The sequence below is a fragment of the Raineya sp. genome, from assembly GCF_053497555.1.
In genome coordinates, this window is sequence record NZ_JBRCWE010000086.1 from 1 (window position 1) to 14,297 (window position 14,297).

General features: G+C 36.1%; 14 protein-coding genes. 4 read left to right on the forward strand and 10 right to left on the reverse strand.

Translation table 11 applies throughout. The annotated features are described in order from the left end of the window. Nucleotides 1-147: 147 nt before the first annotated feature. Nucleotides 148-999 (forward strand): metal ABC transporter permease, encoded by an 852-nt coding sequence (locus ACWITO_RS11250; RefSeq protein ID WP_448530092.1) that lies wholly within the window; start codon nt 148-150, stop codon nt 997-999. A 5-nt stretch (nt 1,000-1,004) separates the two neighbouring features. Here the strand turns inward: ACWITO_RS11250 and ACWITO_RS11255 are convergent, their stop codons facing one another. The 9 genes from ACWITO_RS11255 to ACWITO_RS11295 form a co-directional block, all read right to left on the reverse strand. Then, the gene (locus tag ACWITO_RS11255; RefSeq protein WP_448530093.1) at nt 1,005-1,568 is read right to left on the reverse strand and encodes a Uma2 family endonuclease; all 564 of its coding nucleotides are present in this window, start codon (nt 1,566-1,568) and stop codon (nt 1,005-1,007) included. 4 nt (nt 1,569-1,572) lie between these two features. Beyond that, complete coding sequence (locus ACWITO_RS11260; protein ID WP_448530094.1) at nt 1,573-2,136, reverse strand: Uma2 family endonuclease; 564 nt, start codon at nt 2,134-2,136, stop codon at nt 1,573-1,575. 52 nt (nt 2,137-2,188) lie between these two features. Next, nucleotides 2,189-3,310 (reverse strand): AAA family ATPase, encoded by a 1,122-nt coding sequence (locus ACWITO_RS11265; protein ID WP_448530095.1) that lies wholly within the window; start codon nt 3,308-3,310, stop codon nt 2,189-2,191. Nucleotides 3,311-3,396: 86 nt separating this feature from the next. Then, a complete protein-coding gene (gatB, locus tag ACWITO_RS11270) occupies nt 3,397-4,848 on the reverse strand; it encodes an Asp-tRNA(Asn)/Glu-tRNA(Gln) amidotransferase subunit GatB (protein ID WP_448530096.1) in 1,452 nt (483 codons plus the stop codon). A gap of 11 nt (nt 4,849-4,859) precedes the next feature. After that, nucleotides 4,860-5,516, reverse strand: a complete 657-nt coding sequence (locus ACWITO_RS11275) for a DUF4276 family protein (RefSeq protein ID WP_448530097.1) — start codon at nt 5,514-5,516, stop codon at nt 4,860-4,862. Further along, nucleotides 5,517-6,665: an AAA family ATPase gene (locus ACWITO_RS11280; RefSeq protein WP_448530098.1), complete on the reverse strand. Its 1,149-nt coding sequence runs from the start codon at nt 6,663-6,665 to the stop codon at nt 5,517-5,519. It lies immediately after the preceding gene. A 133-nt stretch (nt 6,666-6,798) separates the two neighbouring features. Beyond that, the gene (locus tag ACWITO_RS11285) at nt 6,799-9,684 is read right to left on the reverse strand and encodes a Cache 3/Cache 2 fusion domain-containing protein (protein ID WP_448530099.1); all 2,886 of its coding nucleotides are present in this window, start codon (nt 9,682-9,684) and stop codon (nt 6,799-6,801) included. A gap of 43 nt (nt 9,685-9,727) precedes the next feature. Then, nucleotides 9,728-10,168 carry a type I restriction enzyme HsdR N-terminal domain-containing protein gene (locus ACWITO_RS11290; protein WP_448530100.1) on the reverse strand — a complete coding sequence of 147 codons (441 nt, stop codon included), beginning with the start codon at nt 10,166-10,168 and terminating at the stop codon, nt 9,728-9,730. After that, a complete protein-coding gene (locus ACWITO_RS11295) occupies nt 10,152-10,463 on the reverse strand; it encodes a winged helix-turn-helix domain-containing protein (RefSeq protein WP_101359536.1) in 312 nt (103 codons plus the stop codon). The genes ACWITO_RS11290 and ACWITO_RS11295 overlap by 17 nt, the downstream gene beginning before the upstream one ends. A gap of 138 nt (nt 10,464-10,601) precedes the next feature. On the opposite strand from ACWITO_RS11295, the gene rffA reads away from it, so the two are divergent. The 3 genes from rffA (at nt 10,602) to ACWITO_RS11310 (ending at nt 13,494) form a co-directional block, all read left to right on the forward strand. Continuing rightward, entirely contained in the window at nt 10,602-11,732 is a 1,131-nt protein-coding gene (gene rffA / locus ACWITO_RS11300; protein ID WP_448530101.1) for a dTDP-4-amino-4,6-dideoxygalactose transaminase, read from the forward strand. 146 nt (nt 11,733-11,878) lie between these two features. After that, complete coding sequence (locus ACWITO_RS11305) at nt 11,879-12,382, forward strand: hypothetical protein (RefSeq protein WP_448530102.1); 504 nt, start codon at nt 11,879-11,881, stop codon at nt 12,380-12,382. 116 nt (nt 12,383-12,498) lie between these two features. Then, nucleotides 12,499-13,494 (forward strand): sugar phosphate nucleotidyltransferase, encoded by a 996-nt coding sequence (locus ACWITO_RS11310; RefSeq protein ID WP_448530103.1) that lies wholly within the window; start codon nt 12,499-12,501, stop codon nt 13,492-13,494. Nucleotides 13,495-13,533: 39 nt separating this feature from the next. Here ACWITO_RS11310 and ACWITO_RS11315 read toward each other — a convergent pair whose 3' ends face one another. Further along, complete coding sequence (locus ACWITO_RS11315) at nt 13,534-14,166, reverse strand: L-threonylcarbamoyladenylate synthase (protein ID WP_448530104.1); 633 nt, start codon at nt 14,164-14,166, stop codon at nt 13,534-13,536. Nucleotides 14,167-14,297: the final 131 nt, after the last annotated feature.

Sequence of the window (14,297 nt, forward strand, 5' to 3'; positions counted from 1 at the left end):
GGAGAGGGGCTGGGGGTGAGGTCAAAAAACAAAGTATAACAAAAACTTTAATCGTACCATTGTGGAATTGAAATGATTTTTGCAAGAAACTTTTTACATTACTTTGTTATATTTACAAACACGTTTTTAACCTGATAAAAAATCTTTATGCAAGATTTCTGGATTATAGCAGTAGTAGGTTTATTGGCATTGGGTAGCAGTGTTTTGGGTTGTTTTTTGGTGGTTCGTAAAAATGTAATGTTTGTAGATACACTTGCCCATAGTATTTTGCCGGGCATAGCTTTGGCGTATATCATCAGAGGAGAAAAGGATAATTTTTTTATTTTGCTTTTTGCCTTGCTTTGCGGCTTGCTCGTTGCAACTTTTATAGCTTGGCTGAGTGGCAAAATACGTAACCGAAACGACGCAGTTTTGGGCATTGTTTATACTTTCTTTTTTGCGATAGGCATTATTTTAGTTACTTTATTTGGCGAGCAAGCAGATTTAGATACCGAGTGCGTACTATTCGGCGAGATGCTCTACATTCCTTTCGAAACTCTGAATTTTGCCGAAGTGCCACGCACCTTTCCTTGGGCTTTGGGGGCAAGCATAATGACTATGCTTTTTATTTGGAGAACATTCAGACCGCTTGCAATAGTGAGTTTTGATGAAACTTTTGCCCAAAGTATAGGCTTAAAAGTAAATTTTTGGAATTTTATTCTTACTACTTTCGTAACGCTTCTTACCATTCTTTCCTTTGAAATCGTAGGTTCGGTATTGGTAGTAGCTTTGTTTGCCTTCCCTCCTGCTATAGCTTTTCTGCTCACTAAAAGGTTACAAGTAATGCTAATTTTAAGTGCAATAGTTAGTGTTTTATCTGTTGCTGTGGGTTACTATTTTTCGGTATGGCAGGGAGGCTCATCATCGGCAAGTATTGTAATTGTACAGGGTGTTTCTTTGCTGATAGTATTAGTAAGCAAGAAAGTTGCTTCTATAAACTTTAAGTTTCTTGTTAGATGATTGTATCAACTTTTACTCATAAAAACCTCTTCCCTTTTTACTTCAAAACCTTCCAAAAGAGCCGATTTCGCCACCTCTCCCGCTTCACTACTTACAAAACTATAAAGTGCATACTTGCCATTTTCCAATTTGAAAACCTCTATCACCTGATTGGCTGGCTCTATCAGCCAATACTCCTTCACCCCATACCGCTCATATAACTGATATTTCTCTACACTATCTCTATGAAAGGTAGAAGGAGAAATAATTTCCACTACCAAATCAGGTACGCCCTCTAAGCCCCGAGAACTAATGTTTTGCAAATTATCCTTACTTACAAACAAAATATCAGGCTGTACTACCGTATACTTATCCAATAGCACATCAAAAGGTGCATATAACAATTTTCCTATACCACGTCCTTTTACAAAACTTTGCAAAAGAAATCCTAATTCGCTGGAAATTTCTTGATGTTCAAAACTCGGAGCAGGAGGCATATAAAGTTCATTGTTAATAAGTTCCACACGAGTTTCCGAAGGAAACTCCTTAACCAAATCCGTATAAGTCCAAATCTTTTCTATTACTTCCATATCCTTATGATTTTTTCAGAAAAACTTCTTCCCTTTTTACTTCAAAACCCTCTAAAAGTGCTGATTTCGCCACCTCTCCCGCCTCAATACTTACAAAACTATAAAGTGCATATTTGCCATTTTCCAATTTGAAAACCTCTATCACCTGATTGGCTGGCTCCACTAACCAATACTCCTTCACTCCAAATCGCTCATACAACTGATATTTTTCTACACTATCTCTATGAAAGGTGGAAGGGGAAATGATTTCTACTACCAAATCAGGTACGCCCTCTAAGCCCCGAGAACTAATGTTTTGCAAGTTATCCTTGCTTACAAACAAAATATCAGGCTGTACTACCGTATACTTATCCAACAGCACATCAAAAGGTGCATATAAAACTTGCCCCAGTTGTTTAAGTTCTACAAAAACATCAAGAATCTTAAACGTTTTTTTAGAGGCAATTTGGTGTTCAAAACTCGGAGCAGGAGGCATATAAAGTTCATTGTTAATGAGTTCTACACGAGTTTCAGAAGGAAACTCCCTAACCAAATCCGAATAAGTCCATATTTTTTCCAATACTTCCATAGAAAAAACTTTTCTGTAAGTTAGCGATTATTTCTCAAAAATCATAATCATTCTAAACTAAAAATTTTTTCCTAAACCATCGTTCCAGCAAAGGGTCTTCAAAAAAGTATTTTTGGTTTTGAACAAATATAATTTCTTTCCCCTCTAAAATCTTGCGATTTTTTACAACCAAAGCAGAAGTTCCTAATTGGTATTTTTGTATAATTTCTTTTGAAGATAGTTGTATTTCCTGATGGGCAATGGCTTTCAGTAAATTTATCTGTGAATTAGATAGATTTTCAGTAATTTGCTCATAAAAAGGCTCATTTTGAGCAATTACTTGACTCATAGCCTTATCTATGTGTTCTTGCTCCACTTGTTTAGTAGTTTCCAGCCAAACCCAAAAAGCAAGTTGTTGTACGTAATAAGGCTGATTTTGTGCTATTTCCACAATTTGAATAGCATATTTTTCAGAAATTTCTTTATGTGTATTGCGAAATGCTTTTTGTAAAAAATCAATCCAGTGAGCAGTATCAATTTTGGGCAAATACAATACCTGACCAAACTTAAAAAAAGGCATTTTTTGCTTTTCAAAAATTTCGCTCATCATAGAACGTTTGCTCCCGAAAAAGCAGTAGGTAATATGCTGATGATGTTGCCAGTAGCTCCGAAGTAATTTTTGGAAATCTGTTGTATTGGTAAAAGAAGCTATATTTTGAAATTCGTCCAAACATATCACGATTTTTAGATTTTTCTTTCGGGCGATATTTTCAGGTAAATTCAAAACCTCCTCTACTGCTTTCTTATCCGAAATATCCAAATCCAAAGACCACTCATTTTCTTGTGTTCCAAAACTTATTTTAGGACGTAAATGAACAAAAAAGTTCTTTACCCAACTACCTACTTCTTGCCATTTGTTTGCTGTTTTTCTGATAACTTCAGAAGCAAATTTTTGATAAAATTCCGTTTCATTTCTTACTCCAAATAAGTCCAAATAACAAAAACGAAAACTCTTTTCGTGTTTCATTGTTTGGATAACCTGTAAAATCAGCGATTTTTTGCCCCAGCGGCGAGGTGAAATTAGAATCGTATGTATTTGGTTGTAGAAATACTTTTGCAAAAGGGCTATTTCCTCTTTCCTATTTACAAAATTTTCTCCTACTACTACTTTGCCAAAAACAAAAGGATTTTTCATAAACTAACCATTTAGTAAGTTACTCAAAGGTAAGTTACCAAATGGTTAGTTGAAAGAAATTTTAGAAAAAAATTTGAACCGAGATATTAACTCAACTCTTTCATAAGAAGTTGGTTGGTGAGTTTGGGGTCTGCTTTACCGCCTGTGGCTTTCATTACTTCTCCTACAAAAAGTCCTAATAAACCTTTTTTGCCTTTTTTATACTCCTCAACTTTTTCAGGATATTTGCCAAGTACCTGCTTTACAAGCCCCAAAAGCTCATTTTCGTTACTTTCAACTACCAAGTTTTCTTCTTGTGCGATTTGCAGAGCCGTTTTGGTAGGATTTTCAAGCATTTTAGCAAAAACTTGCTTACCGATATTGTTATTGATTTTTCCTTCGTCAATTAAATTGATAAGCCCCGCAAGATTTTCCGCAGAAATTGGAAATTCTGTAATATCCATTGTGAGTTCGTTCAAGTAGGCTCTGACAGCCCCTAAAATCCAGTTGGCGGCGGCTTTTTTGTTTTTAGTAAATTTACAAACTTCTTCAAAATAAAGTGCCGTAGGTTTCTCATCGGTTAGCTGAGAGGCATCGTAGTCGTTTAATCCATACGATTGGGTAAATTTATCGTAAAGCTGGCGAGGCAAAGCAGGCATTTCGGCTCGTATGCGTTCAATCCAAGCCTTATCCACCAGCACAGGAGCTAAATCGGGTTCAGGGAAATAGCGATAGTCGTTGAGTGTTTCTTTGGTTCGCAAGCTGTATGTTTCGCCCGTAGTAGCATCAAACATTCGGGTTTCTTGGGGGAAACTTTCGCCTTTTTCCAAAAGTTCTGTTTGTCGCTTAAATTCGTACTCAATAGCTCTTTTTACGTTGGTAAAAGAGTTCAAGTTTTTAACTTCTACCCTTGTACCAAATTTTCCTGTTCCTCGCAAACGCACCGAAACATTCACATCACAACGCAAAGACCCCTCTTCCATATTACCGTCACAAATATCAAGGTATCTGACAAGTTTTCGGATTTCATACAAATACCAATAGGCTTCTTCGGGGGTGCGAATATCTGGCTCGGAAACAATTTCAATCAGTGGCACCCCTGCCCTATTGAGGTCAATGAAACTTTCATCAAAACCTTCAATATGCAAAGATTTACCTGCGTCTTCCTCTATGTGTATACGTGTGATACCTATCCATTTCTGACGATTGTTTTGTTCTTTAACATTGATAAGTAACTTACCATTTTTGCAGATGGGCGTTTTATCTTGTGTAATTTGGTATCCTTTGGGCAAATCGGGGTAAAAATAATTCTTTCGGGCAAAAATTGTGTAGGGAGTAATTTCGCAATTCAGTGCAAGCCCCATACGGATAGCATAATCAAAAGTTTTTTTATTGACTTTGGGTAAAACGCCCGGGTGTGCAAGCGTAACAACACTAATATTGGTATTAGGCAAATCGCCATAGCTTGCCACTTCGGGGGCAAAGGCTTTGGCTTGTGTTCTGAGTTGAGCGTGAACCTCTAAACCTATCACAAGTTCGTATTTTTCTTGAATTTCCATAATCTTATGCTTTATGATAAAGGCTTCAAATTTAGTAATATTTCAATCCAACTTGCAAATCTTGGATTTCTAATTTTGATATTTTCTAATCCTATTTCCATAGCAAAAATACTTCCACACAAAACTTTATCATACCCTTTTATGCTTTGTTTCAATCGGTAAGAAGGCGGATTCGTATCGTTGATTAGTTCAGAATTTGAATAGCTTTTCAGTGTATCTGTTAAATTTTGTTTGTCCAAAATATCTTTTTCAAGTATCCATTTTTCAAAAATACTCATATCATAAAAAAGCAAACTTTCAAATTCGTGCAGTTGGATATAGGGTAAAAATCTGTCTTGCAAATTATTTGGTAAATCATCTTTCATAGCCTTTTCAAGCATTTCCACTTTTTTATTTTTATCATTCAGTCTTTTGCTTTCTTCCCACGCAGGAAAGCTATCTCCAAGTCCAAAGTAATCAATGAAAGTTGTAACATAAGCATTTTTTTCTTGTAGTAAATGTTTTTCAATCTGATTTTTCAAATTCCACCAAGGAACAATTCCTCCACCCGATTTTTTGATAAGAGGAGTTTGAATGAGTTTGTTTTTATTCCCAAAATAAGGTTTTAGCAGATTGTTGCAAAACTCTTGCTCTGTTTGTCCTTCACAAATAATCAATATCCTTTGCATTTATACAAATGGTTGAGCATTTCTAATGATGTTTCTTTTCCATAAATCACCCAGATTATACTCTTTAAGCCACTCTGATAGTTCTTGTTCATTCAGCCTTTGAATAATGCTTTCTCCATCATCTAAATCAACCGCAAGAATATCTTGTGGTTCAAAATAACTAATTAAATCAGCAGATTGTGTTGCAATAATAACTTGGGCTTCTTTTTGAACAGCACTTTTTATCATACCCGTCAATTTTGCAATAGCAAAGGGATGTAAACCGAGTTCGGGTTCATCAAGAATGATTGTTTTTATAGGGTTAGGCTGTAAAAATAAGGTTGCCAAAGCAATAAAACGAATTGTTCCATCAGAAAAATCAGTAACTCCATAAACACTTTCACTATAACGATTGAGCCATTGAAGGCGAACATAACCTTCTGCATTGGGCTTTAAATAAAAATCTAAAAAATATGGTGCAATGCTTCTAATGGTCGCCACAATTAAATTGTAGCTTTGTAAATGTTCTTCTTTCAGATACCATAAAAAAGCCGCTAAATTTTCTCCTCTTGGATAAAGGTAGTAAATATCGTTTTCTATATGTGAAGTATGATTAAATGCCGAATTTCTGCCTGTATCGTGAAAGTGATATTTTTGAAAGCTCTCCAAATATTTTATTACATATTTTTTACGAAAATTATCTGCATTTTTCAAATTGCTCTCATTTGAAAATGAAGTTATATTCACGTCTTTTTTGTTTTTGTAAATCAGCAATTCTTTTTCAAAAATAAGTCCTTCGTTACCTAAAATCAAATTTGCTTCGTAGCCATTATTTTCATTTTCAAATTCAAGTTCAAAACTCAATTTTTGGGTATTTTTGATACCTTTATGCAAAATTTTCTCTACTCCTCCTTGCAAGGCAATGTATTTTTGCAAATTTTGGTTGTAAATATGTTTTACAAATTCAAAGAAAGAAAGCAAATTACTTTTTCCTGCCCCATTTGCACCAATCAGTATATTTATGGGCTTCAAATCTATTTTCTGACTTTTGATTGACTTATACCCTTCTATTTGAACATAATCAATTAGTCTTGCCATAGTCTTGTAGAAATTTTGCCAAATTTCCAAAATTTTCTCCAAAACTGCGTGAGTTTTGTTTTTATTTTTCATTTGATTTTGTTTTTATTTACTTTGAATTACAAAGTTTTTTGTTTATCAAATTTAATAATTATTAAAAAACTTGCAATCAATTTTTTAGCTATCTTGACTGCAAGTAAAAGATGAATACAATAAAACTAGAAAGTTATGATGATTGTAGTCTGTCTATTTCTTTTTGTAACTTTTCAATACGCACCTGCAAGGCTTTTTCTTGTAACCTGAATGGCGTAATATCTACCCCTATTTGCAAGATACTCAATACTTTTCCTCCCTGATTTTTAATAGGAATAAAATGGCTATACACAACGAGTTCTTGTCCGTATTTATCTTGGTATTTTTGCTCAACCATCTGCGAAATTCCCACTCTTACATTTCGCCACAACTCCAAATAAGCAGGCGAGTTAGCCTCTTCGGCTTCAAGGAGTTCTTTATGCACTTTGCCAATAATTTCCTGACTTTCCAGTTGCGTTAGATTGCAAAAAGTTGGGTTAGTTTGCGTAATCACTGCGTCCAAACTAAACTCAACCCTTACAAATTTGCTTTCCGCAAGGGCTTTATCGTATTGCTCCAAAGCAAAGAGTTTCTTACGAGCCTCTTCGGTAGTTTCTTGAAGGTTTTTGAGTTGTTTTTGCAGTTGCTCCTCAGCTTCTTGAAGTTCAAGCAGTTGCAGACGCAAATTTTGTTCGGCAAACTTGCGTTCTGAAATATCTCTGCCAAAAATAGAAACCCCGACTGCCTTTCCTTGGTCGTCTTGCATCGGATTATAGCGAAACTCATAGATTTTTTCTCCAATTTTTTCCTCAACAGCAAAACGCTCACCCAGCAAGGCTCTACTATAATTTTCTTTGAAATGAATTATCTCTTCAGGTTGCAGAAAGCCCAAAAAGCTAACTCCAATCGTCATTTTGTTATAGGTTCTTTCATAATGCCAATTTTTAGCAACTTCATTAAAAATAACCACCTTATAGTCTTTATCCAAAGCTACAATATAATCTTCAGTATTATTGATGAGCGAATCCATTTGCTCTTTCTGACTTTTGGCATCAAAAAGTACCCTTTTGAGTTCTTTTTCATTTTTACGCATTTCTTCTTGAGTTGCCTCCAATTCTTCTACATTCTGACGCATTTCTTCTTCTTTTTCTCGCATTTCTTGGGTAAGCTGACGCGATTCTTTGAGAAGCATTTGCGTTTGTAAGTTACTGGTAACCGTAAAAATGGTAATAGCGATACTTTCAGAAACTTTTTCAACAAATTCTACGCTCAAATCATCAAAATAATCAAAAGAAGCGAGTTCCACAACGCCCAGTGTAATTTCATTAGTACGCAATGGAACGATTAGAATATTATTCGGATTAGCTCCGCCCAAGCCCGAAGTAATGTGCATATAGTTTTGAGGAATTTCACGAATATTCAAAATATCCGCTTCCTGAAAAGATTGCCCAATAAGCCCCTCGCCTGCTTTCACGGTTTTCCTCATCATTTTCGGACGGTCGTAAGCATAGCAGGCTACCATTTCCAAGATTTTTTCGCTCTCTTCTTCGTTTTCGGTTGGTTTATTAAGGTTTTTTAGCAAGAAAATTCCTCCTTGATTGGCATTCAGTTTCTTGACAAGATTGGTGATAATATCCAAACACAAGGCTTCTATGTTATCATTATTCTGACGCAAAATCTCCGCAAATTGTGTAAAGCCATCTGTAAGCCACTTTTCTCGTTGCTCTTTTTCGGTAGCGGCTTTCAGATTGTTTCTCATCTCTAAAAGCGAGTTGCCTAATTCATCATCTTGGCTTAAAGGTGTAAAATTAGCCTCAAATTCTCTATTTCCAATACTTAAAGCAAAGTTTTTGTAGCTTTCAAAACCATCAATCAGTTTATTGAGCGATTCTGCCATTACACCAATTTCATCTTGGGAGGTTACGGGGATTTTTTCTGTTTTTCTGCCCTCGGACATCAATCGCAAATTATCAATAATTTTACGAATAGAGCTGGCAATATAATTTACAATCGTACCAAACCCCAAGAGAAACACCAAAAGAGCCAAAATAAACCCAATCAGTAGCGTATTGCGAGCTTTTTCCAAAGAATCATCTAAGAGTTGAGCCTCATCTATGGTCGCTCCTACAATCAGCTCAAAGGGTTCGTAATAAGTAAAATAAGTCCATTTCCAAACTCCCTCCTCATTGTTGGGATAACGATAGCGATATTTTCCACGTTTATTTTTTTGAGCATAGTCAATAAAGCGTTTTTCAGCATTTTTTCCCTCAAAAATAGGGTGAATAACATACTCTCCGCTAATGTGCATAGCAAAAGGATAGCCCGAAACGTAATATTTCTTCTCTTTAAATTTTTTGCGTAAGAAAGTTACATCTTTCTCTTTTACGCCTGCATATATCATACCCTTGATTTCGCCTTCTACACGCAAAGGCTCATACGCAACAATAAAATACTCATTGTTTTGTAAAACTCTTCCCTTAAAGGTTTGTCCTCTTTCTATGGTTTGCACAATAGTATTTCCCATAGGCAAATACACCCCCTCCATTCTTTTATTGCTTTTAGGGCTTATTTCGGTAGTAGCAATTCGCATATATCCTTCGGGAATTTTCTGAAAAATAGCCACCTGACTGCCTACTAGAGCCGCAATACTATCTACAATTTTACTATTTTCTTGCACCAAAGAGCCTCTCAAAAACCATTTCCTCACTTCCACTACTTTTTGTGTTTGTGTTGCCTGATTGATAGCCACCATTTGCACTTTTTCTTCCTGCTCCTGAATAGCTCCCAAAGTTTTTACCCTACTGGAAGCTACTCGCAAAGCTTTTTCCATTTCTTGCTGTTTGGCACGGTATTCAAGTTCCAAAAGCGTAACCAAATCTTCCAGTTGGCTATACATTCGGTTATCAACGCTCTGAATGGTACCTTGTCGGTCGGTGTTGTAAATCCAAACTGCCAAACCGCTAAAAATCACCACAAGTACCAGCGTTGCAAAAAGCAAAAATTTAGCACTTAAATTAAGATTTCTGAAAAACTTAAACATACCCAAACCAGTTTGAAAAGTTGAGCCACAAGAGGCTTAATTTCTACGCAAATTCAGGGATTTTTTCCAAAAAAGCAAAACCATTTTCAGAAAAAGACATCAAAGCATAAGAAAGCCCATTGGTAAGCAGAACATAAGGAGCTTGCAAAGTCTGATTGTAAAGAAAAGCCTGCTGGCAAACTTCTTGCGAAAGACTGATAGTCATAGCCTTACACTCTACGAGCATAAAAGGTTTGCCTTCTCTATCGTAAATCACTATATCGGTACGCTTGGCTTTTTGATGATAATAATGCCCCTTTTCAATTTGCATTAGGCTCTTGGGATAATGATACTGCTCAGAAAGCCAACACACAATTTGCTGTCTTACCCACTCTTCGGGAGTAAGCAAGACATATTTTTTCCGAATAGTATCAAAAATCCAGAGCTGTTCTGCCTTGCGAGTAATTTGGTGCTGATATTCGGGCAAATCAAGATTTTGTATCATATTTGCCTTGTATGATTTTGCTCAAAGCATCTAAATGTAATTTGAAAGAAATTTTTCCCTTTTCGGTAATATGGTAGGAAGTATTTGATTTTTTCTTGATAAACTGCTTTTTGATTTCAATATAACCTCCTTCTTCAAGCACGGATGCATTGCTAGAAAGGTTGCCGTCTGTCAGCCCCATTAGGTCTTTGATTTCATTGAAAGTGGCACTTTTTTTATGCACCAATACCGACATAATGCCCAAGCGAATTTTATTATCAAACGCCTTATTGATTTGTTTTAGTAGGTCTTTCATAGGATTTTTGATTTTACTTTTGTTTGCAAAGTAAAAAAAATATAAAAGTAGTTCAAAATTTTTTAGTTGTTTTTTTGTTAAATTTGGTTGAAACTTTGAAATTTATTTACTTTGGGGCGTTTTATACCAAAATTATCTATGCCAAAAATTCCTTTTAATAAACCCTATTTTACAGGGAAAGAAACCGAATATATTCGGCAAGCTGTTGAAAATGAACACATTTCAGGAGATGGTTTTTTTACCAAAAAATGTCATCACTTTTTTCAAAGCAAATATGGTTTTCAGAAGTGTTTGCTCACTACTTCCTGCACCGATGCTTTGGAAATGAGTGCCATTTTGCTCAATATTCAGGAGGGCGATGAAGTCATAGCTCCTAGTTATACTTTTGTAAGCACGGTAAATGCTTTTGTATTGCGAGGAGCAAAAATTGTTTTTGCCGATACTTATGCCTCACACCCCAATATCAATCCTGATGAAATTGAGCCACTTATTTCGCCCCAAACCAAAGCAATTGTAGTAGTTCATTATGCAGGGGTGGCTTGCGATATGGACAAAATTCTTTCTATTGCTCAAAAATATAACCTTTGGGTAGTGGAAGACGCCGCCCAAGCCATTGATAGCTATTACAAAAGTATCCCTTTGGGAAGTTTAGGGCATTTGTCGGCTTTTTCTTTTCACGAAACCAAAAATATAGTTTCAGGAGAAGGCGGAATGCTGATAATCAATGATGAAAAATTTGCTAAAAGAGCCGAAATTATACGCGAAAAAGGCACCAACCGAAGTGCTTTCTTTCGTGGCGAGGTGGATAAATACGGCTGGGTAGATATTGGCTCGTCTTTTTTGCCCTCCGATATTATTGCGGCTTTTTTGTACGCACAATTAGAAAATTTGGATAATATTCAGGCAAGACGAAAAGAAATCTGGAACACCTACTACGAAGGGCTATGCGATTTGGCTCAAAAAGGCAAAATCCAACTGCCTTATATCCCTGAATATGCCTCTAACAATGCTCATTTATTTTATATTGTTTGCAAAAGTTTGGAAGAAAGAACTGCCTTGTTGGCTCATCTCAAAAATCAAGGCATTGGGGCTGTATTTCACTACCTTTCTCTGCACAAATCCCCATTTTATGCAAGCAAGCACGATGGTAGAGTTTTGCCACATACCGATACATTTGCAGATTGCTTGCTACGTCTGCCCTTTTATTATGAAATCACCCCACAAGAACAAGCAAGTGTCATTGCCGCTATAAATTCATTTTACAGATAGTTCCGAAATCAGGTTTTGTAAATAAAACTTGTAATTTCGTAGCCCAAAAAGTAGGTTTGGTAAATTATTTTGCAATAAACAATTGGAATATTAGTAATTTGGCATTACTTTTGAAAAGTTTTTAGCATAACTTAAAAATTACCTCAATGAAAAAAGTTTTCAGTATTTTATTTGTGGCTGTTTTGCTGGTAGCAGGAACAGCTCTTGATGTTCAAGCTCAAAAGAAAAAGAAAAAAGGCGACTCTGATGCTGCAAGCACCACAGCTCCTACAAGCGGCTCTAATGAGGCTCTGCTTTTAGGAAAATGGAAATTTGATGTAGAACACTTCAAAGGACAAATGAAAAAAGAAGCCGATAAAGTGCGTGCTACCAATCCTGAAAAAGCCAGTGAAATTGAATCGGGTATGGAAATGCTTGGCTCTATGCTTGGCTCTATGACCATAGAGTACAAAAAGGGCGGTGAAATGGAAACTTCTGTAATGGGAAGCACAGAAAAAGGTAGCTGGCGTTTGGAAGATGGCGGTAAAACGCTTGTTCAGAAAGGTAAAGAGAATGAAAGCAAGTCCCGCATCGTAGAAATTACAGCCTCTAAACTTGTTTTAGAATCTGGTGAGGGTGAAGATAAAGTACAACTTCAGTTTATCAAGTAAATCAAACACCCAAATCATTATTCAAGCCTCTTAAAATTAAGAGGCTTTTTTATTGTTTTGCTGATAAAATTTTTACTTTTACAGCAAATTGTACCAAGATTTGAGTCTTGATAGCTATGAAAGTAATCATTCCCGTTGCAGGAGCAGGTATGCGTCTGAGACCGCATACGCACACCCAACCCAAAACACTTGTTCCAATTGCAGGTAAGCCGATACTTGCTCATATCATTGACGATTTACGCAATGTAGGCTTTGAACATTTCGTTTTTGTACTCGGCTATTTAGGAGAAAAGGTAGAAGAGTTTATCAAAAACCACTACCAAAATCAAATTCAGGCGGAGTTTGTCTATCAAGAACCACGTGAAGGCTCGGCACACGCTCTTTGGATTGCCAAGCATACTTACGAAAAGGAAAATGAAATATTGATAGTTTTGGGCGATACCATTGCTACACTGGATTATAGCAAACTGCTCAAACATAAAAATTCAGTGATTTGTGTGCAAAAAGTTAGTAACCCTACCCAGTTTGGAATAGCCCAAATAGGCAAAAAAGGTGAAGTAATCAGTTTGGTAGAAAAACCTAAAATTCCTAAATCTAATTGGGCGATTGTGGGGGTGTATAAAATCAAAAATATTCCTCTTTTTTTGCAGAGCATTGAACGACTTTTTGAACGCAAACAGAAAAATCAGAACGAATACTATCTCACCGATGCCATAATGAATATGATAGAAGCAGGCGAAGCAGTTTTCAGTATGCCTGTAACCCATTGGTACGATTGTGGCAAACGTGAAACCTTGCTGGAAGCTAATGCTATTCTGCTCAATAAGCCCGAATTTCAACATCATCAAAACCTTCAATTCCCTGAAAGTGTGATAATCCCACCCGTGAGTATTGGGAAAAATTGTATTATCAAAGGTTCAATCATAGGACCCAATGTAGCTATCGGTGAGGAAAGTATTTTGGAAAATAGTATAGTCAAAAACTCAATTGTAGGCTCTTATAGCGAAATAACCAATGTGCTTCTGCAAGATTCTATCATTGGCAATGATAGCTCCGTGAAAGGTGAAAATTATATTTTAAGCATAGGCGATAATGCAGAAATCAATTTGTAAAAAAGAAGCAAGAGAAAGGAAACAATAAACTGAAAAAAATTACAAAAACTCTTCCAAATTGCCTGCTCCTTCACGTATAATTTCAAAATCATCGCTGGTACAATCTACGATAGTAGAAGGTTGTATGCCTCCTATGCCGCCATCAATGACAATATCCACCTGATTTTTGAATTTTTCGTAAATTAGTTCAGGGTCGTTGATATAGTTGATGCTCTCACCTTCGTCGTTGTGCAAAGAAGTAGTAATAATAGGATTACCCAATTCTAAAACAATTTGACGAGGTATAGGGTGGTCGGGGATACGAATACCTACGGTTTTGCGATTGTTATCTAAAATTTTAGGGACTTTATTAGTTGCAGGCAGTACAAAAGTAAAGGCTCCGGGCAAAGCCTTTTTCATCAAGCGAAAAGTAGCATTGCTCAAATTGCGAGCATATTCCGAAATATGGCTCAAATCGTGGCAAATAAAAGCCAAGTTCGCCTTTTTAGGATTGATTTGCTTTATCTGACAAATTCGCTCTATGGCACGGCTGTTGTGCAAATCACAACCCAATCCGTAAATGGTATCCGTAGGATAAATAATGATACCCCCTTCTCGCAAGCAATCTACCACTTGCTTGATTTTGCGAGGTTCAGGATTTTTGGGGTGTATAGGTAAAAAAAGTGCAGGCACGATTATTTTTGCCTGCAAGTTAAGAAAAAAGGCATAAATATCAAATTTATCTTGAGGTTGTTTAGGATTTATTTTTTTTGATAATTCTTCGGATAAAAATGACCATAAAGGATAAAATTAACAAATTTACC